Origin of the sequence: Roseibium sp. (assembly GCF_048261595.1) — a bacterium.
GTDB lineage: Bacteria > Pseudomonadota > Alphaproteobacteria > Rhizobiales > Stappiaceae > Roseibium.
The window spans coordinates 298,588-318,574 of sequence record NZ_JBLXFW010000003.1; the positions used below are offsets into that span (position 1 = coordinate 298,588).

A 19,987-nucleotide genomic window follows, 5' to 3' on the forward strand; every position below is an offset into this window, starting at 1 on the left:
TTTTGAGACGGGATTTCGAAGCTCCGGGCCGTTCGCCGGTCTTTGCGCGGCAGGCCGCTGTGGCAACATCGCATCCGCTCGCGACCAGCGCCGCACTGGAGGTTCTGCAGTCCGGCGGGAATGCCGTCGATGCTGCAATCGCAGCCTCCGCTGTTCAGGCCGTCGTTGAACCGCAAATGACGGGGATCGGCGGCGACTGCTTTGCAATCGTGACCGAGCCGGACGGCCGGATGGCCGGGTTCAATGGCTCCGGCGGCGCCCCCAAGGCACTCAATCCCGAACTTCTGGCTGAGAAGGGCGTCGACGAACTGACGCCGACCTCTCCGCATTCCGTTACCGTCCCGGGCGCGGTTCGCGCATGGGAAACACTGTTGAAGGCGCACGGCACGCGCGATTTCAAGACCTTGTTCAAGCGCGCGATCGAGTATGCCGAAAGCGGTTTCCCTGTAGCGCCGCGCGTTCAGCACGACTGGGCGGAGAATGTCGCCCGGCTGAACACGACACCGGCCACCAAGGCGGCCTATCTGCCGGGTGGTGAAGCTCCGGTAGTCGGCCAGATCGTCAAGTTCCCGCAGCTTGCGGAAACCCTGAAGGCGATCGGCAGCGGTGGTGCCGACGCGTTTTATACCGGCCCGGTTGCTGAAGATATTGTCTCGGCGCTCAAGGGCCTTGGCGGGGTCATGACGAAGGAAGATCTCGCCGCCTGCCACACGACCGCGGTCTCACCGATCATGCGTGACTACCGTGGCTACACGATCGCCGAGCTGCCACCGAACGGACAAGGCGTGATCGCTCTGGTCATTCTCGGCATTCTCGAACGTTTCGACCTGGCGAGCCTGGACCCTCTGGGGCCGGAACGGCTGCACCTCGAAATGGAAGCGGCGCGCATCGCCTATGGCGTTCGCGACAAGTTCGTCACGGATCCGGGCTACATGGATATCTGCCATTCCGGTCTGATCGACGAGGCCTATATCGACAAGCTGGCGGCCATGATCCATCCGCATCAGAAGCTTGCCGAGATCCCGGGAACAAGTCTTGCTCCCCAGACCGACACAATCTACCTGACCGTCGTCGACAAGGACGGTCTGTCGATCTCCTTCATCAATTCGATCTTCAATGCCTTCGGCAGTGGGATCCTGGCTCCTCAGAGCGGCGTGCTGCTGCATAACCGCGGCGCAGTTTTCAAGTCCAAGCCGGGTCATGCCAACACGATTGCCGGCGGCAAGCGCCCGATGCATACGATCATCCCTGCAATGGGCCTGAAAGATGGTGCTCCGTGGCTTTCGTTCGGCGTCATGGGCGGGCACTATCAGGCCTGTGGCCATGCTCATCTGATCACGAACATTGTCGACTATGGCATGGACGTTCAGATGGCGATCGATTTCCCGCGCATGTTCTTCGATCTGAATACCCATGCGTTGGAAGCCGAGAAGATGATCCCGCAATCGACCGTGGATGGATTGATCAGCAAGGGCCACGAGGTCAAGCGCGCTGCAGGTGCAATCGGCGGTAGTCAGGCGATCATGATCGACCGGGCGAAGAAGCTGCTGATTGCGGGTTCCGATCCGCGTAAGGACGGGCACGCCGCCGGTTACTGACCGGCTGCCACCTTCGCCACAATTCAAGCTGTGACGGATACTAGGCTGCCGGACATGCGGGGCGCCTGGTATCGTGCGCCTTGCATCTGGGCGTCCGCATAGGCTGGCCGCTGTACGGCTGCGCCGATCAGTGCGCTCATGGCCGCATAGGTCTCCGGCGCGATCTGCTCTTTAGAGTAGACGATATCAGCTGCTTGCGGCTGGCCCGCACTTGCGCGTGTGAAGTCATCGGCGGTGGCCGTGCGCTTGGCGTCGACTGTCATCATGTTCCGCGCGGAGTAGGCCGCGCGATGGTCGACAAAGGAAACCGGTGTGACCTGCATCATGTGCCTCCCTGTGTCGGCCGGTCTGCGGCCAGTGGTTGGGGCGGGCGGAGCAGGCATTCCCTGCTCCTGTCACTATAGATAGTGACGATTTTGGCGATCCAATGTGCTGCAGATCACGATTACGCGTGTTTTGCGCAGTGTGGACGAGGCTCTAGAATTCCAGGGCGATAACGTGGCCGACCGAACGCTTGCGCGGGCTGGCCGCAGTCTCGCGATAGCGGCTGGAGCCGATCTCAGGTTCAGTCTGGCGCTTGAAGCGGGTCTGCGGGTCGCCGTCGCGGGTCGCGATCAAATGGGCAAGGAACGTGGAATTGGGGCGATAGCGGGCAACGAAGCGGTCGTGATCCTGTTCGACGGGGTTGTCTGTCACGATCACCTGAACCTGAAAAGGGCGTTCCTCGCGCAGCTGCTCGCGATTGTCCTCGCGGCGGCGGCGCTGCTTCAAATTGGAACGTCCAAGAGTCTTGATCGGTTCAATACGCACGTGGATTGCCTCACCTGTCCCACTTCGGCACGGTCCCTCCGTACCTGACGGGAACTTCGCAATGGCTATGCCACTTTTAGCGTTTGTTAACCTTTGTGTCGCGGAAAACCTTACGTCTGCGACGAAAAGGTTAACGGATGAGGCTGCGAGCTCAGGGTTTGGGAACGCAAAAAAGGCGCGCTCCTTTCAGAACGCGCCTTTGAATGACGTCAGTTGTCAGACTGTCGGGCAGGCCTTAGGCCAGAGCGCCCTGTGCCTGAGCAACCAGAGCCTTGAAGGCGTCCGGCTGATGAACTGCGAGGTCAGCAAGAACCTTGCGGTCGACTTCCACGCCAGCCTTGTTCAGGCCGTCGATGAAGCGGCCGTAGGTCAGGCCTTCCTGACGAGCGGCAGCATTGATGCGCTGGATCCAAAGCGAACGGAAGTTGCGCTTCTTGGCCTTGCGGTCGCGGTAAGCGTACTGTGCTGCCTTTTCGACAGCCTGCTTTGCGACGCGGATGGTGTTCTTGCGACGGCCGTAGTAGCCCTTGGCAGCCTTCAGAACCTTCTTGTGACGAGCATGGGCGGTAACGCCCCTTTTAACGCGCGACATGTGATAACTCCTCTAGATGCTCTGGCTTAGGCGTTCGGCAGGTACTGCTTCACGATCTTTGCATCCTGCGGTGCCAGCGTGGTGGTGCCACGGGCGTTGCGGATGAACTTCTTCGTGCGCTTGATCATGCCATGACGCTTGCCGGCCTGAGCAGTTTTCACCTTGCCGGTCGCGGTCAGTTTGAAGCGCTTCTTCGCTCCAGACTTCGTCTTCAGCTTGGGCATTTTGCATCCTTTCGTTGGCGCGGAGAAAACTCCGCTGACTTTTTGGTGCATCGAGATGTCGCCACGGCATGCCCTTGAAGATCGGGGCGGCTGTTTCTCAGGGTCGGAAGGACCAACCCAAAGGCACAAATATCCAGCTCCCGAAGAGCCGGACGACTCTGGACCGGTGGCTTATAGGGGGACTTGGCGCAGCATGCAACCGGTTTTCAGCCAGTTTGGCCCGATTCAGAGCTCATGCAGCACATGGGCGGCGCGCACAGCTGCCGATGCCCGGTTTTCGACGCCAAGCTTCTGGTAAATCTGTTCCAGATGCTTGTTCACGGTGCGCGGGCTGAGGCCCAGGATTTCGCCGATATCGCGATTGGCCTTGCCCTTGGCAATCCAGAGAAGAACGTCGGCTTCGCGGGCCGTCAGGCCGAAATGCTGCTGCAGCACTTCGGTCTGGTTCGGATGATCGCTGGTGGTCATGCGAAACAGGAACTCGTCCGGACCGATGGAGCCGAGATACTGCATCTGCAGGGATAATCCGCCGCCGGGCGCAACCGCGAAGGGGTCTGCCTGTGAGCTTGCCGCAAGGGCCGTTCCTGCTAGCCACTCCGCGAGATGGTTGCCGATAGACTGGAGAAGGGTTTCGGCATTTCCGGTAGCGGCCAGCAGCTGGTGGGTCTGCGGCGTGGACCAGCGAATGCCGCCGGCCCTGGAAATTGCGATGAGATGCCGCCCGGCGGCGTCGAGTGCGATACGGGCGCTCTGCACGGAGCGGGCATTGGCGAGGTGCACGCGAATGCGGGCCTGCAGCTCGTCGATGTTGATCGGCTTGGTCAGAAAGTCGACACCACCGGAATCCAGCGCATTGACCACATGCTCGGTCTCGCTGAGGCCGGTCATGAAAATGACCGGGACATGCTGGAGGTGGCTCTTGGCCTTGATCTGCCTGCATGTATCGAACCCGGACAGCCCTGGCATGATGGCGTCCATCAGGATCATGTCCGGCGTGACACGGTCGGCCACGGACAGGGCGGCAGTGCCGCTGGTGGCGACCAGAACCGTGATGCCGGCATTCTCCAGTGCCTGGGTCAGAAAGCCCAATGTCTCGGGGGAATCGTCGACGACGAGAACGATATCGCGTTTTGCTTCAGTCATCGGTCCCCAGCTCTTCCAGAACTTTCGTATATCCCGCCAGATCGAACGCCCTTATGCGGGTACGCAATATATCGACTAGAGCCGAGTAGTCAGGATTATCGGACAATTCATCCAGCTTGGCTTCAATACCATGGACGTATCCGATTTCACCCAGACTGATCAGCTCGCGGATATGGCGCGCTCCCGGACTTTGCAGGGTGTGCGACGCGCCGCCGTCCTGTTCGGGGCGCAATCTGGGCTCGGTCGTCCATGTCAGCTCCAGATGCTTGCCGATCTTTTCCAGAAGTTGGCGAAGGTCGAACGGCTTGGCCAGGGTGTCGTTATGAAGGTCGAGGCCGTCCGGTCGCAGGGAGCCGTCACCGATATTCGCCGAAAGCATGACGATCGGGCCGGCTTCGCCGCGGTCTCGCAATTGCTTGACCAGCTCCCATCCGTTGAGGCCGGGCATGAGGATATCAATGAGGAAAAGGTCGGGGTGCTCGTTTTCAGTCATCGTGAGGCAAGCGGCTGCGTCTTCGGCAATGAGCACATGGAAGCCTAGCGGGCTCAGGATCTCCTGAAGAAGGACCCTGTGATCGGGGTTGTCGTCGATCACCGCAATCGTGCGGCGCGGACCTTCGTAGCCGCGGACGATCTCTTCCGAGGGGGCGGTCGTCGGAGGATTGGCGACGGCCGCGAGCATCAGGCGAACCACAAAGGTCGATCCCTTGCCGGGCTCGCTGGACAGCGCAATGGCGCCGCCGAGTGTTTCGGTCAAAAGCTTGGTGATCGTCAGGCCGAGACCAAGTCCGGGTGTCCGCTTGGCCTTTACTTCCTCTCCGCGCCCAAAGGCCTCGAAGACCTTCGATTGTTCGGCAAGGGCAATGCCCGGGCCGGTGTCGGTGACGGTAAAGGTAGCAACCTGGGACCGATAGCCGACTTTCAGTGTGACGGTTCCTGTGTCGGTGAACTTGATGGCGTTGGACAGTAGGTTGACCAGGATCTGGCGCAGGCGCTTTTCGTCGGTCCGGACATAGCGTGGCAGATTGTTGCTGCGCTCATGAACAAAGCCGAGGCCCTTGGCGGCGGCCTGCATGCGGAACATGTCGACGATCTGGTCGAGGAAATCGTGGATGTTGATCTCGTTCGAATAGACCTGCAGGCGACCGGCCTCGATGCGTGAAATGTCGAGAAGGCCGTCGATAAGGCCGGACAGATGCTCTGCGCTGCGCCTGATGGTGTTGATGTTGGACTTGCGCGCTTGCGGGATCGTGTCGTCCCGCTCCAGAACCTGGGCATAGCCGAGCACCGCGTTGAGCGGTGTGCGGAGTTCGTGCGAGAGACCAACGACATAACGGCTCTTGGCCATATTCGCCGCCTCGGCGTCCTCTTTTGCCTTTTGCAGGGCGGCGTCGGTCTTGCTGTGTGCGTCGATTTCCTTCTGCAGCAACGCGTTCTGCCGGGCCGACTCCTCCTCGGCGACGTGGCGGGTATCGTGGGCGAGCACCAGGAACCAGGATGCGATCCCGGCGGCGACGGCGAAGACGAAGAAGATCAGGGCGATTGTCTGCCCGATGATGACCTCGGCATCCGGATATTGTTCGACGGCCTGCCGGTGGATGATCCAGAGCACGGTGCCAATGAAGGCCATGGCGACCGTGGCGGTAATGCCATAGCGGCCAAGCCGGGTGCGCAGGTGCCCGAGAGTCTTTTCCGGAAGGAAATGCTCTGCGACCACGCCCATCTGGTAGCTGATGCGGGCCTTGGGCTTGCACAGGTCGTGGCACCGGGCATCCAGCGAACAGCACAGCGAGCAGATCGGGGCCTGATAGGCCGGACAATAGGCCATGTCCTCCGGCTCGAAAGGGTTTTCACAGATCGAGCAGGTGATGGTGTGCCGGTCCTGCCAGTGATTGCGCGGCTTGCGCGCGAGATAGAACCTGCCCTTGGTCGCGACTGCGATCGCCGGGGCGGCTACGAAGGCGACAAGGCTGGCGATAAATGTGGCAAGTGCGGCGGGTTCTTCGCCGAAATGACCATAGTAGGCGAGGATCCCGATGGTCGCGGCGAGAAGCATGGAGCCGGTGCCGACGGGATTGATGTCGTAGAGATGCGCACGCTTGAACTCGATGCCCGGTGGTGACAGGCCCAGCGGTTTGTTGATGAACAGATCGGCGGAGATGGCCGACAGCCACGCCATCGCAACGATGGAGAAGACGCCGAGGGTTTCTTCCAGCAGCTTGTAGATGCCGAGCTCCATGAGCAGCAGGGCGATGCCGACGTTGAAGACCAGCCAGACAACCCGTCCCGGGTGGCTGTGCGTCAGGCGCGAGAAGAAATTCGACCAGGCAAGAGAGCCCGCGTAGGCGTTCATGACGTTGATCTTGAGCTGGGAGACCACGACGAAGGCCGCCATCAGGATCAAGGTTATGTGCTCTGAGGGGATCATGTAACCGAAGGCCACCGCGTACATGCGCGAGGGTTCGCTGGCGTGATCGGCCGGTATGCCCGCAGACAATGCCAGAACGGCCAGAAAGGACCCTGCCAGCATCTTCGGAGCGCCAAGGACGACCCAGCCGGGTCCGGCCAGGAACAGGGCGAAGCGATGACGCTTGCGCGCAAATTCGTTCGCCGGCAGGAAGCGGAGGAAATCCACCTGCTCGCCGATCTGCGCCATGAGGGCAAGGATGACCGCCGAGGCGGCGCCAACGCTGATCAGGTTGATGCTTGCGGTAAAATCCGTCGTCGCGGGCTTCACGGCGTTGGTGGCGTGATCGATCCCCGAAAAGCCGATCCATTCTCCGAACATGTCCCAGTCCGCATAGGCAATGAACACGAACGGCAGGATGTTGAGGATAATCCAGAACGGCTGGGTGATGAGCTGGAAGCGGGAGATCAGGGCGATGCCATGGGTCACCAGCGGGATGACGGCAACCGCACTGATGATGTAGCCGATCCAGAGCGGGACCCTGAACGCGAATTCCAGCGCACTCGACATGATCGAGGCTTCGATGGCGAACAGGATGAAGGTGAAACTGGCGTAGATCAGCGATGTGACCGTCGAGCCGATATAACCGAAACCGGCACCTCGGGTCAGGAGGTCGATGTCGACGCCGTGCCGCATGGCATATTTCGCGATCGGAAGACCGACGATCAGAAGCACGAGGCTCCCTACCAGAATGGCGACGAAGGCGTTCGCCGTGCCGTAGGACAGGGTGATCGCCCCGCCGACGGCCTCCAGCGCAAGAAAGGAGATGGCACCGATGGCGGTTTGCGAGATCCAGCGGGAGGAAAACCGGCGCGCACTCTTTGCCGTAAAGCGCAGGGCGTAGTCTTCCAGGGTCTGATTGTTGACCCATTGGTTGTATTTGCGTCGAACCGGCAGGATCCGCTGGCGAGCGTTCATCTAAATGCCTTCACTCTGGTCATTTGCCTATTAATTGAGCGGCGGCGGCCTGCGCGCGGCGTCAATACTCCTGTATTTCAGCGGAAATTCTGCTGAGCCGTCCCCTCCAAAGCAGGCTTCGTGCCGCTTTAGGCATCACCGCCGGATTTTGCAGGAAACCGGGGCTGCGTTATTTGCGCAAAAGGCGCAGCCGCTTACGTCAAATGACGTATGTCACCGTGTCATGATCCCGCCCACGATCCTCCTCCGACGGCAGCCCTCCACCTGCCGCAGAACACCAACAGGGTTCATTCAGAGGGGACACAGCATCATGAAAAAGGCACTTACAGGTCTCGCCCTTGCAGGTTTGATGACCGGCACCATGACCGGATTTTCCTATGCGCAGGAAGAGACAATCAAGGTAGGCATCCTGCACTCGCTGTCCGGCACGATGGCGATTTCCGAAACCACGCTCAAAGACGCCATGCTGATGCTCATCGAAGAGCAGAACAAGAAGGGCGGCATTCTCGGCAAGAAGCTGGAAGCAGTCGTCGTCGACCCGGCTTCCGACTGGCCGCTGTTTGCAGAAAAGGCGCGCGAGCTCATCGAAGTGAACGGCGTTGATGCCGTCTTCGGTTGCTGGACGTCCGTTTCGCGCAAGTCCGTTCTGCCGGTTTTCGAAGAACTTAACTCGCTGCTGTTCTACCCGGTTCAGTACGAAGGCGAAGAGTCCCAGCGCAACGTGTTCTACACCGGCGCTGCCCCGAACCAGCAGGCGATCCCGGCGGTCGACTACCTGATGAACGAAGAGGGCGTCGAGCGTTGGGTTCTGGCCGGTACCGATTACGTCTACCCGCGTACCACCAACAAGATCCTCGAGGCTTACCTGAAGGCCAAGGGTGTTGCCGAAGAAGACATCATGATCAACTACACGCCGTTCGGTCATTCCGACTGGCAGACGATCGTGTCCGACATCAAGGCTTTCGGTTCCGCCGGCAAGAAGACCGCAGTGGTCTCCACCATCAACGGTGACGCCAACGTTCCGTTCTACAAGGAACTCGGCAACGCAGGCATCAAGGCAGAAGACATTCCTGTCGTCGCCTTCTCCGTCGGCGAAGAAGAACTCGCCGGTCTCGACACCGGTCCGCTCGTTGGCCACCTGGCCGCCTGGAACTACTTCCAGTCCGCAGACACTGACGCCAACGCCGAGTTCATCGAAACCTGGAAGGCGTTCATCGGTGACGAAAACCGCGTCACGAACGACCCGATGGAAGCTCACTACATCGGCTTCAACATGTGGGTTAAGGCTGTCGAGAAGGCAGGCACCACCGATCCGGACGCCGTCATCGATGCCATCGTCGGCGTCTCCGTACCGAACCTGACCGGCGGTTACTCGGCCATGATGCCGAACCACCACATCACGAAGCCGGTTCTCATCGGTGAAATCCAGGAAGACGGTCAGTTCGAGACCGTTTGGGAAACGTCCGGCCTCGTCGTTGGCGATGCATGGTCCGATTACCTGGAAGGCTCCAAGGATCTGATCTCCGATTGGCGCGCACCGCTCTCCTGCGGCAACTTCAACACCGCCACCGGCAAGTGCGGCGGTTCGGGCTCCTGATCGCCTGACCAGTGAAACCGGAGGTGGGCCGCACGGCCCACCTCTCTCCCCTTCTCCTCATCGGGAGGAGGTAAAGACGCAAATTACGCGGTGGACCCATGTCCCTTTTGAGATCGCTTTTCCTTCTCCTTGCGCTTGTTCTGCTCCCGGCCGTTGCCGGATGGCACCCGGCCTCCGCCCAGGAGGACCTCGAAACCCTTCGTCCGCTGATCAACGCGCTGGCGGAAGGCAAGTACCAGGAAACCGAACAGCAGATCGGGGATCTGGCGGCCACCGGCAATTCGGCCGTCGCGCCAGCGCTTGAAGCCCTTGGGGACGGCGACCTCTATGTCCGCAAGTCGGACAAGCAGGTCTTCATCGCCAAAAAGTCCGGCAAATCCTATTCCCTGACGGATCCGCTGACCCTGGAAGCCGCAGGTGAAGCCGGCAGCCGCGAAGTCGGCAAGATCAAGGTCAACAACAAGCTGCGCCGGGTCATCCGCGCGGCACTCGGGTCCCTGACCCTGATGGCCCCCGACCCGAAGGTCCGCAAGGCTGCAGCCGAAGCCGTATTCAAAGCCAAGGATCCCGAGGCGATCGAAAGTCTCGACGCCGCCATTGCAAAGGAGACCGAAGACGATGTTCGTTTGGTCATGGAGCAGGCCCGGGCCGCAGCCGTTCTCAATTCCGACCGTGGTGACGCTGACAAGCTTGCGGCGATTGAAACCCTCGAGTCCATGGGAAACCGGGACGCCCTATCCCTTCTGATCGGACTGCAGGACAGTTCCGAAGGGGCCGTGAGGGACGCTGCCACAACCGCGGTGACGCGCATCAACAAGAGCCTTGCCCTCTGGGACAATCTCCAGAACGTCTGGTATGGCCTGTCTCTCGGATCGGTTCTCCTTCTTGCGGCGATCGGCCTTGCGATCACCTTCGGTGTCATGGGCGTCATCAACATGGCTCACGGCGAGATGGTCATGATCGGTGCCTACACGACTTTTGTGGTCCAGGAGCTGATCCGCTCGTCCGCCCCCGGTCTCTTCGACTATTCTCTCTTCATCGCGCTGCCGCTTGCCTTCCTCGTATCGGGCGCGATCGGCGTCGGCATCGAGCGCGGCGTCATCCGCTGGCTCTACGGCCGTCCGCTGGAAACCTTGCTCGCCACGTGGGGGATCTCGTTGATCCTGCAGCAGGCCGTTCGCTCGATCTTCGGCCCGACGAACCAGGAAGTCGGCAATCCGGACTGGATGTCGGGGGCCTTCGAACTCGGTCAGCTGACCATCACCTATAACCGCATGTGGATCGTTGTTTTCGCCATGCTGGTCTTTGCCGGGCTGATGCTGGTTCTGAAGAAGACACCTTTCGGTCTCTTCACCCGTGCGGTCACCCAGAACCGCCGCATGGCCGCATCGATGGGCATCCGGACACCCTGGATCGATGCGCTCACCTTCGGCCTCGGTTCGGGCATTGCCGGCATCGCGGGTGTTGCACTCAGCCAGATCGACAACGTCTCCCCGAACCTCGGACAGGGCTACATCATCGACAGCTTCATGGTCGTGGTCTTTGGCGGCGTCGGAAACCTCTGGGGCACACTCGTTGGCGCCATGACACTCGGGGTCGTGAACAAGTTCCTTGAGCCCTACGCGGGCGCCGTTCTCGGCAAGATCTTCGTTCTCGTCTTCATCATCCTCTTTATCCAGAAGCGACCCAGGGGCCTGTTCGCCCTAAAGGGCCGGGCAGTCGAAGCATGATGACGTCTTTCCTATTCCGCACCCTCGACGCCAAGGCGGGCCTGTTCGTTGCGATCATCCTGGCGGTCATCGTCGGGGTGCCGGCGCTCAACCTCCTGACGCCGGCGGACAGTGCCTTCCACGTGCCGACCTATGCGGTCACGCTGATGGGCAAATACCTGACCTATGCGCTGCTGGCGCTGTCGGTGGATCTGGTCTGGGGCTTCTGCGGCATTCTCTCGCTCGGCCACGGCGCTTTCTTCGCGCTGGGCGGTTATGCCATGGGCATGTACCTCATGCGCCAGATCGGTACGCGCGGCGTTTATGGCGATCCGATCCTGCCGGACTTCATGGTGTTCCTGAACTGGGGCGAGTTGCCCTGGTACTGGTACGGCTTCGACATGGCCTGGTTCGCCTTCGCCATGGTGCTGATCGTTCCGGGTATCCTCGCCTTCGTCTTCGGCTGGTTCGCCTTCCGCTCCCGCGTGACCGGTGTCTACCTGTCGATCATCACCCAGGCGCTTACCTATGCGCTTCTGCTGGCCTTCTTCCGCAATGACATGGGCTTTGGCGGCAACAACGGCCTGACCGACTTCAAGGATATCCTAGGTTTCGATGTGCAGGCCGATACGACACGTGCGGGCCTGTTCGCCGCGTCGGGCATCGCTCTGCTGATCTGTTTCGTGATTTGCCGCGCAATCACCCGCTCCAAACTGGGCAAGGTCCTGGTTGCCGTACGTGATGCGGAAAGCCGCACGCGGTTCCTGGGTTACCGGGTCGAGCACTACAAGCTTTTTGTCTGGGTCGTTTCCGCAATGATGGCGGGCATCGCCGGGGCGCTCTACGTGCCGCAAGTCGGCATCATCAATCCGGGTGAATTCGCACCGGCCAACTCGATCGAGGTCGTCATCTGGGTTGCCGTCGGCGGCCGTGGCACACTGGTTGGGGCCGTCATCGGTGCGGTACTCGTCAACTTCGCGAAGACCTGGTTCACAGCGGCTCTGCCCGATGTCTGGCTTTTCGCTCTGGGTGCGCTCTTCGTCGTCGTAACCCTGTTCCTGCCGAAGGGAATTGTGGGAACCATCGGCCACGGCTGGACTGCACTGCGTCAGCGCCGGGTATCCGCCGCCTTCGAGGCAGGATCTGATGAACCGCCAAGCGCGCCGCCGAACAGTCCGGCAGCAGTTGCCAATGTCGTCAGGCCCATTCCTTCTACCGGCGGCGCCCAGCCCCAGCCTGCGGAGTAAGCCCATGTCCCGTCAGAATTCCCTGCTCTATCTGGACGGCGTGTCCGTTTCCTTCGACGGCTTCAAGGCGCTGAATGAACTCTCCATGGTGATTGGCCCGGGCGAAATGCGAGCCATCATCGGTCCGAACGGTGCCGGCAAGACAACCATGATGGACGTCATCACCGGCAAGACCAAACCGGACAGCGGAGAGGTCTTCTTCGATGGCGTCGTCGACCTGACCGGCGAAGATGAAGCCTCGATCGCCGAACTCGGTATTGGCAGAAAATTCCAAAAGCCGACCGTCTTTGAAAGCCATACGGTCTGGGACAATCTCGAACTGGCTTTGAAAGCCCCGCGCGGGCCATTCGCGACCCTGTTCCACGTTATCACGGGTGGCGAAAAGAAGCGGATCGAGGAACTTCTTGAGCTGATCCGCCTTGGCGACAAGCGCGACGAACTGGCGGCGAACCTGTCTCACGGTCAGAAGCAATGGCTGGAGATCGGAATGCTCCTGGCTCAGGATCCGAAGCTTCTGCTGGTCGATGAGCCGGCCGCTGGCATGACCGACGCGGAGACCATGGAGACGGCGGAACTTCTCAAGGACATCGCCAAGACCCACTCGGTGGTCGTCGTCGAGCACGACATGACCTTCATTCGCGCGCTGGGCGTCAAGGTCACCTGTCTGGCCGAAGGCTCGGTCCTCGCGGAGGGCTCGCTTGACTACGTTTCCGCCGACAAGCGGGTCGTTGAAGTCTATCTGGGACGGTGAGGTACCATGCTGAGCGTTGAGAACATCAATCTTCATTATGGCGCGGCGCAGGCCCTGAAGAACGTTTCCCTGACCGCCGAAGTCGGCAAGGTAACCTGCGTCATGGGCCGTAACGGTGTCGGCAAGACATCAACCCTGCGCGCCATCGTCGGTCAGCACAGCGTCAGTGCGGGCCGGATCGTTTGGAACGGCGAGGACATCTCCAGGCTTGCGCCGCATGCCCGCGCCAAGCGTGGCATTGCCATCGTGCCCCAGGGCCGGGAAGTCTTTCCGCTGTTGACGGTGAAGGAAAATCTGGAGACTGGCTATGCCTGCGTTCAGCGCAAGGATCGCTTTATTCCGGAAACGATCTTTGAACTGTTCCCGGTTCTCAAATCCATGCTGTCGCGCCGCGGCGGCGACCTGTCCGGGGGTCAGCAGCAGCAGCTCGCCATCGCCCGGGCACTGATCACCCGGCCAAAACTTTTGGTTCTGGACGAGCCGACCGAGGGTATCCAGCCGTCGATCATCAAGGATATCGGGCGGGCCATTGAGTGGCTGCGCGAACAGGGCGAGATGGCGATCGTGCTGGTCGAGCAGTATTTCGAGTTTGCCCGCGATCTGGCTGATGATTTTGCCGTGATGGATCGCGGCGAAGTGATCATGGCCGGGAGCCGTGCGGAGCTCAACGAGACGGAAGTACGCAAGCATCTGACCGTCTGATTCCGCGACGACAATTTGACAGTCACGCTCCTGCCACGCTTTGTCCTACACTGGAAGGCGAATCGTCATGGGGAAGCGACAGATGCGGCGGCTTTTGATCGGTCTGGGAGGCCTGTTTTTTCTGCTGGTCACGTTTGTGCTAGTGGTGCCCTTGTTTTTGCCCAAGGACGCCATCAAGCAGCAGGTGATCGCAGAGGTCGAGAAGGCGGTCGGCTGGCGTTTGCGCCTTGATGGTCCCGTCAGCTTGTCGCTGCTTCCGGGGTTTTCGCTGATCGCGGAAAGGGTAGGACTTTCCGGCGAGGCCGGTGCCGATGGAATCGAGTTCGCAAAGGCGGAAAAGATCGAATTCGGCCTGGCTTGGGCAGGCCTCTTTGGGGGTGATATCCAGATCACCCAGATCAGTCTGCAGCAGCCCGATATTTTTCTCGAAATCGCTGCTTCCGGTTCCACCAGCTGGGCTCCGCGCCGCGACCTGACGCCAGCCGAAGAGGCTGCCGAAATCCTGTCCGGGGAACTGGTTGTCGAACCCGCCGCCGCGCCGCAGGCCGCGGACACTCAGCCGCAATCCGAAACGCAGACAGCCTCTGCTTCGCGCTCGGTGCTTGATCGCCTGCGGATCGACCGGGTCGATATTGCCGACGGCAAGCTCACCTACCATGATCGCCGCAGCGATCAGCGCTACGATGTCTCCGCACTCAATTTGACCCTGGAAGCGCCCGATCTGACGGGCGATGTGACTCTCGACAGCACTTTCGTGTGGAAGGACTTGCCTGCAGGTGCCAAGGGCGAGGTCACCAACCCGCTGGGCTTGATCGCCGGCGACCAGGTGCCGGTCGATATCACCGTGACACTCGACGAGAACACTCTGGGCGTCGCCGGAGAGGTCGGAATCGAGCCGCTCCGCGGACAGGTTGCGGTCTCCGGCACGGGGCCGTCCCTGCAGCGCCTGGCAAGACTTCTTGGAAGCGAACTTGCCGTTGATCCAGGCGCCTACTCGGTATTCACCCGCATCGAGGGAAGCGGCGTATCCGCCTCGCTGTCCGATATTTCCGCCAGTGCCGGCAATCTGGGCTTCGACGGCAATGTCGAGGCGGATCTGCGCGGCGACGTTCCCTCGGTCTCCGGGCGCCTCGTTCTTCGGGACAGCGGGCTTGAAGATCTCCTGACGCTTGCCGGTCAGGCGTTTCCGGCAAAGGGGGTATTGTCGGGAGACGTTGCCTTTGCCGCTGCCGGAGCCGAACCCGAGGCGCTGCTCGCGACCTTGAATGCCCGCGGTGCGCTGAAGGTCCGTGGTGGAGAGGTGTCGGGCCTTGGCCTTGCCAATGCAATGGGTGGCGACGCTTCCGCCGACGTGGTGAAGGACATTGGCCTGGAACTCGCGTTCAATGGGCTGGATGAACCGGCGAACCTGCGCGGCGCCCTAAGTTGGCGCGGTGAGAGTTTCACGGTGACCGGCAGCGCGACTCCCGCACCGCTTCTCGATGGCCGCTCCGCGCCTGTGTCGGCGAATATCAAGGGCCGCAAGCTGAGTGCCGGCTACAATGGGACCGTGTCGAGCGCCAAGGGCCTTGCCGGAGCGGTTTCGGTCGAGACGGCGAACCTGCGTGAACTGATGGCCTGGATGGGGCAGAAGGTCGAGGCAGGCTCGGGGCTGAAAAACTTCAAGGCATCCGGTGTGATGTCGGTCGCGGGAAACAATATCCGCTTCGAGGAAACACGTTTCACTCTTGATGAGACATCGGGGGAGGCCAATGGCGAAATCGTGCTGGCGGAGCGACCGGTCGTAAAGGCGAGGCTGGCGCTGTCGTCTCTTGTTCTCGATCCCTATCTTAGCGGAGATGGAGGATCAGGTTCATCTGGCGGCTCAGGCAATGGCAGTAGCGCGTCGTCTGGCGGTGGTTCCGCTCCCGCCCCACGCCAAGGCAATGGCTGGAGCGATGCGCCGATTGATTTCAGTGGCTTGAATGCCGCCGACGTGGACTTCGGGATAACAACCAAGGAAATCCGCTGGCAGAAGATCAAGATCGACGAAAGCGGACTGTCGGCGACCATCCGGGGCGGCGTCTTGAATGCCAATCTTGAAAAACTCCGCCTTTACGGCGGTTCCGGCACAGGAACCGTGCGCATTGATGGTGCGTCTGCGCTGCCGACAGTCGCTGCGGCGCTGAACATGAGCGGGCTCAACGCCTATCCGATCCTCTCGGATGCCGCCGACTTCAAGTGGATCGAGGGAACTGCCAACATTTCCCTGAACGTGACGACTACCGGGGCGTCGCAGCGGGCGATGGTTCAGGGCCTTGGCGGGGACGCGGCTTTCAACTTCGCCGACGGCGCCATCCGAGGCATCAATATTCCGAGAATGATGCGCGGCCTTTCGGTCGAGACGCTTCTGGGTTGGCAGCAAGCCAGTGAGGAGAAGACGGACTTCAGCTCGTTCAATGCCTCGTTCGACATCGCGAATGGAATTGCCACGAACTCGGACCTGTCGCTTGTCGGACCGCTCGTGCGCATGACCGGCCAGGGAACAACGGACATGCCGGCACGCACATTGAACTGGCGACTCGAGCCGAAGGTTGTCGCCAGTCTGGAAGGGCAGTCGGCCAAGCCGCGCGACAACGGCGCGGAAAAGAAACTCGCAGGGCTCGGTGTTCCGGTCGTGGTCAGGGGCCCATGGGACAAGCCGCAGATCTATCCCGATATTGCGGGGATCCTGGAGAACCCGGCAGAGGCCTACAAGCAGCTGGAGAACATGGGCGGAGAGCTGAGCAAGATCCTCAAAGGTGGAAAGCCGGATGAGCAACTGGTCGACGCGGCCAATGATGCGCTCAAGCGGGCAACCGGGGGCAAGACCCAGATCGATGTCCAGAAGGTCATCGAGGGCGAGGTCGATGACAAGGAGATCCTGAAAGCGGTTGAGGACGGGTTCGGCCTTCCGTCCGGCTTCCTCGGATCCTTCGGCAAGAAGAAGTAGCGCGGTTTCGCGCTATAGCCCCAGCTCCAGAATGATCCGGTCGACGCCTTCTTCGACAGTCCCGGTGTTGTCGATGCGGACGACGCCGTCGGTTTCCCGAACGTCGAGATTGGCCCGGCTCAGGCGTTGCTCGATCTGCTCCCGGCTCTCGCGACCGCGCTCCGCCAGGCGTTCGGCGAGAACTGCGACGGGAGCCGTGATCAGCAGAACCGTGACATTCCGGTATTTTTGGAAGGCCTTGGGCAACGCCCGGCGCGAGCCGTTGGCGATGACTGTTTCCCCCCTGCGTATGGCTTCGTCGTAGCGGCTGGGAATGACATAACCGAGGTCATGGGCTTCCCATGCGAGCGCCATATCTTCGCTCTCCACGATGCGCCGGAAGTCATCCATCGTGAGCGTGTCATGGTCTTCCGCTTCCGCCTGCGCGGAACGCGTGATCGCACGACGGGCAAAGTGGATGCCGGATCTGCCTGCGATCCGCTCGTGTAGTCCGGCGAGCAGAGTGTCCTTGCCGGCACCACTTGGGCCAACTACGAGGATCATGCGGCCAGGGCCGGTTTTCTCGCTCGCTGCCGGGTTGTTTCCTGTTTCAGGCAACACGGCGACCTTCCCGCCAGACTCCGCGCACGATCGGCAGGTTGCCGACCAGTTTGACCTGAACGAGATCGGCCCTGCGGCCAACCTCGAGGCGGCCGCGGTCCATCAGGCCGATGGTTTCGGCCGGCGTGGATGTCACCATGGCAATGGCCCTTGGCAGGCTGATGGCCTCGACCTCATCGGCGAGCTGAAAGGCAGCCTGGATCAGGGAGACGGGTACGTAGTCGGAGGACAGAACGTCCAGGCAGCCGGCTTCGGCCAGCGCGCGTGCCGATACGTTGCCCGAATGAGAGCCGCCGCGCACGACGTTCGGCGCTCCCATCAGCACCGACATCTTCGCATCGTGGGAGGCCTTGGCGGCTTCCAGCGTGGTCGGGAATTCGGCGATCTTCGTGCTCAGGTCGATAGCTTCGGCAACATGGTCGAGCGTCGCGTCGTCATGGCTGGCAATCGCGATACCGCGTGCCATGGCGTCAGCGGAGATCCTCTTGCGGTTTTCAGGAGCGAGGCTGCTGGCGCGTTCCTGCCGCGCCTTTATGAAGCCTGCCATCTGCTCGTCGGAGAAGCCCTTCTTGCCCTGGTAGTAGGTCTTGTAGGCGTCGAGCGAAACGAACTGGCGCTGCCCCGGCGTGTGGTCCATCAGGGAGACGAGGCGGATCTTGTCGTCACCGTCGAAGACCGAGTAGGCGTCCATGACGTCCGGTGCGGAGACTTCGCAGCGAAGGTGGATGAAGTGATCCGCGCGAAGACGGTTCTCTGCCTTGCCGGTCTCGATTGCATCGGCCAGCTCGCGCATGTCTTCGGCGCGCAGGTCCGCGTCTTCGTCCATGCCGACGCGGAGCGCATCGAAGACCGTGGTGATGCCGGCGCAGGCGATCTGAGCGTCATGGGCCTGGACCGCGGACACCGGGTTCCAGCGGACTTTCGGGCGCGGTGCGTAGTGGACTTCGAGATGATCGGTGTGAAGCTCGACAAGACCGGGTAGCAGGAAATCACCTTCACAATCATGGCCGGAAGCCGCGCTCGCAGCGGAAATGTCCGAAATCAGCCCATTCTCAATGGCAAGGGAGCCATCTTTGACAGCGTCGGGAAGGATCAGGCGGGCATTCTTGAAAAGGCCGGGAGTGGCGCTCATGTCGAGACCTCAGTGGTACGAAGGGCGGCTATTGGTGTGAGCGAGCCCGAAAGGGGAAAAATCGTGTGGACCTTGAAGAGCGCTCCGCGCTCGGACTCGGTGTAAAGGCCGAAGTGACCGACTGATCGCCGTGTTCCGGTGAGGCCCGAAAAATGCTGCCCCGCTGCCTTTTGCAGCAGTGCGGCCTCTGCATCATGGTCGAGCTTGTTGCTCAGGGTCATGTGAAAGCGGAAGTCGTCGAAGATGTAGGGATAGCCCCAATCCTTCAGGTTGCGATCCTGCGTTAGTGTCAGCCCGCTCTTGCGTCGCCGCTCCAGATCACTCGCCGCCAGTGGCGCCCTTAGCGGTTCGAAATGGCGCATGCAAACTTCTGCAAAGGCGGCCAGCTCCGGCGCTTCGTCGACGGGTACCAGGGCAAGGAACTTGCCAAGGGCGCGTGGCTGCAGTCCGGCGAACTCGAATGGCGCGATGCATCGACTGAGCGCCCGGCACGCTTCGACCAGATCCTCCTCGCTTGTCCCGGCCTTCAGCTCGAACGGTGCTTTCAGGGTGCCATGAAAGCCGTAGCGGCGGGGATCGATCGTCAGATCGGCGAAGCGGTCTGCCGATAGGCCGCCGGCGTGCGGCTGGGGCAGCGAGGCACCGGTATAGGGATCACGCCCGAGCCAGGCGTTGCCAGCCCGCATCAGGGCATCATCGGCAGGCGCGGCAAAATAGATGGCGTAACGCATGAAAGGGTCCGGAAGGCTGGGAGGTCTGATCGGCATCAGAGCCATAGGGGCAGCTGATGTCGATCTTGTGACATGGTTGGCAGGCCGGATCAGGCGGCAGCCCGGAAGCCGGTGACGTCGATGATACGGTCTGCAATGCGCTCGCGTACATCCTGATCGTGAAGAATTCCGAGCATGGCAACGCCCTGAGCCTTCTTTTCATCGACCAATTCCACCACGACGGACCGGTTGGCAGCATCCAGAGAGGCGGTCGGTTCGTCGAGAAGCAGGATCGGGTAATCGGCAATGAAGCCGCGAGCGATGTTCACGCGCTGCTGCTCGCCGCCGGAGAACGTCGCTGGCGGCAGGTCCCACAGGCGCTCGGGAACATTCAGGCGGGCGAGCAGGTCGCGTGCCCTGGCAAGAGCGCCGGGTTCCTCTGCACCTTGCGCGATCAGGGGCTCCGCGACGACTTCAACTGCCGACACGCGCGGGATGACGCGCAGGAACTGGCTGACGTAGCCGATCGTGTCCTTGCGCAGCGTCAGAACGCGGCGGGGTTCGGCGTCGGCCATGTTTATGATCTCGTCGCCGCAAGTGATCAGGATCTGGCCCTGGTCGCAGCGGTAGTTGCCGTAGATCATCTTCAAGATGGAGCTCTTGCCGGCGCCGGAGGGGCCGCCGAGAACGACACACTCGCCGACATCGACGGAGAAATCGACCTTTGAAACGACGGGAATCGTCGTGCCGCCCTGCAGGTGCATGGTGAAGGACTTGCCGACATTGTTGAGATAAAGGCGTACGGGCATTTTCGTG

General features: G+C 61.2%; 17 protein-coding genes. 7 read left to right on the top strand and 10 right to left on the bottom strand.

Annotated features, from left to right (window positions below; all coding sequences use genetic code 11):
- The first annotated feature begins 2 nt into the window (after nucleotides 1-2).
- A complete protein-coding gene (gene ggt, locus ACN0SY_RS12515; protein ID WP_417687495.1) occupies nucleotides 3-1,598 on the top strand; it encodes a gamma-glutamyltransferase in 1,596 nt (531 codons plus the stop codon).
- Nucleotides 1,599-1,621: 23 nt separating this feature from the next.
- On the opposite strand, the gene ACN0SY_RS12520 is transcribed toward ggt, so the two are convergent.
- From ACN0SY_RS12520 to ACN0SY_RS12545, 6 genes are all read right to left on the bottom strand, one after another.
- Nucleotides 1,622-1,981, bottom strand: coding sequence for a hypothetical protein (locus ACN0SY_RS12520; RefSeq protein ID WP_417687497.1), 360 nt, complete (start codon nucleotides 1,979-1,981; stop codon nucleotides 1,622-1,624).
- Nucleotides 1,982-2,075: 94 nt separating this feature from the next.
- On the bottom strand, nucleotides 2,076-2,408 hold the full coding sequence (locus ACN0SY_RS12525; RefSeq protein WP_417687499.1) for a hypothetical protein: 333 nt from the start codon (nucleotides 2,406-2,408) through the stop codon (nucleotides 2,076-2,078).
- A gap of 235 nt (nucleotides 2,409-2,643) precedes the next feature.
- Entirely contained in the window at nucleotides 2,644-3,000 is a 357-nt protein-coding gene (gene rplT / locus ACN0SY_RS12530) for a 50S ribosomal protein L20 (protein ID WP_417687501.1), read from the bottom strand.
- Nucleotides 3,001-3,026: 26 nt separating this feature from the next.
- Entirely contained in the window at nucleotides 3,027-3,224 is a 198-nt protein-coding gene (gene rpmI / locus ACN0SY_RS12535; protein WP_417687503.1) for a 50S ribosomal protein L35, read from the bottom strand.
- A 225-nt stretch (nucleotides 3,225-3,449) separates the two neighbouring features.
- Nucleotides 3,450-4,367: a response regulator gene (locus tag ACN0SY_RS12540; protein ID WP_417687505.1), complete on the bottom strand. Its 918-nt coding sequence runs from the start codon at nucleotides 4,365-4,367 to the stop codon at nucleotides 3,450-3,452.
- Nucleotides 4,360-7,752, bottom strand: a complete 3,393-nt coding sequence (locus ACN0SY_RS12545) for an ATP-binding protein (RefSeq protein WP_417687507.1) — start codon at nucleotides 7,750-7,752, stop codon at nucleotides 4,360-4,362. The genes ACN0SY_RS12540 and ACN0SY_RS12545 overlap by 8 nt, the downstream gene beginning before the upstream one ends.
- 349 nt (nucleotides 7,753-8,101) lie before the next feature.
- On the opposite strand from ACN0SY_RS12545, the gene urtA reads away from it, so the two are divergent.
- From urtA to ACN0SY_RS12575, 6 genes are all read left to right on the top strand, one after another.
- On the top strand, nucleotides 8,102-9,349 hold the full coding sequence (gene urtA / locus ACN0SY_RS12550; protein ID WP_417687933.1) for an urea ABC transporter substrate-binding protein: 1,248 nt from the start codon (nucleotides 8,102-8,104) through the stop codon (nucleotides 9,347-9,349).
- Nucleotides 9,350-9,447: 98 nt separating this feature from the next.
- The gene (gene urtB, locus ACN0SY_RS12555) at nucleotides 9,448-11,079 is read left to right on the top strand and encodes an urea ABC transporter permease subunit UrtB (protein ID WP_417687509.1); all 1,632 of its coding nucleotides are present in this window, start codon (nucleotides 9,448-9,450) and stop codon (nucleotides 11,077-11,079) included.
- Nucleotides 11,076-12,305, top strand: a complete 1,230-nt coding sequence (gene urtC / locus ACN0SY_RS12560) for an urea ABC transporter permease subunit UrtC (RefSeq protein WP_417687511.1) — start codon at nucleotides 11,076-11,078, stop codon at nucleotides 12,303-12,305. The genes urtB and urtC overlap by 4 nt, the downstream gene beginning before the upstream one ends.
- Nucleotides 12,306-12,309: 4 nt before the next feature.
- Nucleotides 12,310-13,056: an urea ABC transporter ATP-binding protein UrtD gene (gene urtD, locus ACN0SY_RS12565; protein ID WP_417687513.1), complete on the top strand. Its 747-nt coding sequence runs from the start codon at nucleotides 12,310-12,312 to the stop codon at nucleotides 13,054-13,056.
- A gap of 6 nt (nucleotides 13,057-13,062) precedes the next feature.
- Nucleotides 13,063-13,758 (top strand): urea ABC transporter ATP-binding subunit UrtE, encoded by a 696-nt coding sequence (gene urtE, locus ACN0SY_RS12570; protein ID WP_417687515.1) that lies wholly within the window; start codon nucleotides 13,063-13,065, stop codon nucleotides 13,756-13,758.
- A gap of 82 nt (nucleotides 13,759-13,840) precedes the next feature.
- The gene (locus ACN0SY_RS12575; RefSeq protein ID WP_417687517.1) at nucleotides 13,841-16,729 is read left to right on the top strand and encodes an AsmA family protein; all 2,889 of its coding nucleotides are present in this window, start codon (nucleotides 13,841-13,843) and stop codon (nucleotides 16,727-16,729) included.
- Between the two features lie 12 nt (nucleotides 16,730-16,741).
- Here ACN0SY_RS12575 and phnN read toward each other — a convergent pair whose 3' ends face one another.
- From phnN to phnL, 4 genes are all read right to left on the bottom strand, one after another.
- Entirely contained in the window at nucleotides 16,742-17,326 is a 585-nt protein-coding gene (phnN, locus tag ACN0SY_RS12580) for a phosphonate metabolism protein/1,5-bisphosphokinase (PRPP-forming) PhnN (RefSeq protein WP_417687519.1), read from the bottom strand.
- A complete protein-coding gene (locus tag ACN0SY_RS12585; RefSeq protein WP_417687521.1) occupies nucleotides 17,319-18,461 on the bottom strand; it encodes an alpha-D-ribose 1-methylphosphonate 5-triphosphate diphosphatase in 1,143 nt (380 codons plus the stop codon). The genes phnN and ACN0SY_RS12585 overlap by 8 nt, the downstream gene beginning before the upstream one ends.
- The gene (locus ACN0SY_RS12590; protein ID WP_417687523.1) at nucleotides 18,458-19,192 is read right to left on the bottom strand and encodes a DUF1045 domain-containing protein; all 735 of its coding nucleotides are present in this window, start codon (nucleotides 19,190-19,192) and stop codon (nucleotides 18,458-18,460) included. Before ACN0SY_RS12590 ends, ACN0SY_RS12585 begins: the two co-directional genes overlap by 4 nt.
- Before the next feature lie 89 nt (nucleotides 19,193-19,281).
- Nucleotides 19,282-19,980 (bottom strand): phosphonate C-P lyase system protein PhnL, encoded by a 699-nt coding sequence (gene phnL / locus ACN0SY_RS12595; RefSeq protein WP_417687525.1) that lies wholly within the window; start codon nucleotides 19,978-19,980, stop codon nucleotides 19,282-19,284.
- Nucleotides 19,981-19,987 lie beyond the last annotated feature (7 nt).